We start from the raw sequence: 1877 nt of genomic DNA on the forward strand, positions 1-1877 counted from the left end.
GAGACTGTCTATATAACTGTGTATTGTAGTAAATTGGTATGTACCCGGTTTCCTTTTCGACACTCCCCAGTTTGGTTTTACCTATGTTTGCATGACAGTTTTTTTCAAAATACGACGTTTGTTTATATGAATAGTATTGCCGCTTTCCGGCAATACTATTCTAGTTTTCCCTTTATTTTTTCTTCATTTATTATGGCATCATTGGAACCAAATACGATATTTTGCTGATAGATCTTTTCGATCTCCCTTTCATTGTAAAATCCAAATAACATTTCAAGGATCACCTCGAACTGTTCCTCCGTCAACGGCTCTCTATCATACTCCATAACTCGATATGCTACACATGCATATGCTGTTGCTGCATCATGTGTCATAATCCCACGCTCCTTTCACACCATCCTTTTATTGATAGTTATTACCGTAGCTGCAGGCTTTATTCAATAACGATCCTGAACAAAGCCTGCAGCTGCGGTACTATACGTTAACAAAAGAATATTGGATGGGACGGCTCCCTGCACAAGCCTCTCGGGAAGATCGCGCGTTCTCTCAGGCGATGGTTGCCCTGTCGCCGAATTCGATGATAAACTGTCCGTAAGTCTCGCCCCAATCCCGATAGGGCATGGACCACTTTTCTGTTATATCCCGCGTTGTCAGATACAACGTTTTCCTTAGTGCATCGTCATTAGGAAAAACGGCTTTATTTTTTGTCACTTTCCGCAGCTGCCGGTTAAATCCCTCCAGGGTATTCGTTGTATAGATGAGGCGGCGTATCTGTGGCCCATAGCTGAAATAGGTGGAGAGGTTTTCCCATTTCATCTGCCAGTTCTCAACGACCGCACGATACTTCTTCCAGCTGTCCTTCATCGCCTCCAGGTTCATGAATGCGATCTCCTCACTTTCGGCCCCGTATACCCGTTTCAGATCCTTCATAAATGCCTTGGAATCCTTATAGGCTATATATTTCATGGTGTTCCGTATTTGATGGATAATGCATAGCTGGATCCTTGTTTCAGGAAATACGGTTTTGATCGCATCAGGAAATCCCTGCAAGCCATCGATACAGGCGATCAGGATATCTTTCACTCCACGGTTTTTCAGTTCATTACATACCTTCAGCCAGAATTTGGCACCTTCATTTTCACCGATCCAGATCCCCAGGATGTCTTTTCGGCCTTCCGCGTTAATCCCCAGAGCGACATAGGATGCCTTCGTGACGATCCGCCCTTCTTCACGGACTTTATAGTGCACAGCATCCAGAAATACAACCGGATAAAAACCATCCAGGGTCCGGCTGTACCACTCCCTTGCTTCCTCCATGATTTTATCCGTTATATTAGACACGGAGGCCGGGGATAATTCAATCCCGTAAAGTGCCTGGACATGGGAAACGATGTCACGAACAGTCATCCCCTTCGCATACATAGAGATAATCTGTGCTTCCAGTCCCTCCTCGATCACAGCCCTCTTTTTAATAACTTCCGGTTCGAATTCCCCTTCCCTGACTCTTGGGACATCAATGTCAATGCTGCCGTAAGAAGTCTTTACTTTTTTAGGTGATGTTCCATTCCGCTGCGGGGTATTCCCCTTACTTTTTTCATCTGTGATATAATCTGTGATCTCGCTTTGAAGGATCTGTTCGATCGCATCCTTTACCATTCGCTGGACAAGTCCGTTTGGCCCTGTGATATCCTCCATGGTACTGCACTTGGAAAGTTCCTCCTGATAATTAAATCCTGATGTCATATCCCTTAACCTCACTAAATTTATTTACCAATTTATTCCACTTACATGCAGTATTGTCAGTAGTAATGATACCTATTCAAAAAAGAGGTGTGTCGAATAATCTGCACGTGATACACAGTTTATTTGACACACCC

The 1877-nt window shown here is 44.0% G+C and carries 2 protein-coding genes; both read right to left on the reverse strand.

Translation table 11 applies throughout. The features are described 5' to 3' along the window. Window positions 1-155: 155 nt before the first annotated feature. Window positions 156-374, reverse strand: a complete 219-nt coding sequence (locus DXC51_RS29180) for a hypothetical protein (RefSeq protein WP_025491738.1) — start codon at window positions 372-374, stop codon at window positions 156-158. Window positions 375-546: 172 nt separating this feature from the next. Beyond that, on the reverse strand, window positions 547-1743 hold the full coding sequence (locus DXC51_RS29185; protein WP_021635111.1) for an IS256 family transposase: 1197 nt from the start codon (window positions 1741-1743) through the stop codon (window positions 547-549). Window positions 1744-1877: the final 134 nt, after the last annotated feature.

The sequence above is a fragment of the Eisenbergiella massiliensis genome (assembly GCF_003435485.1).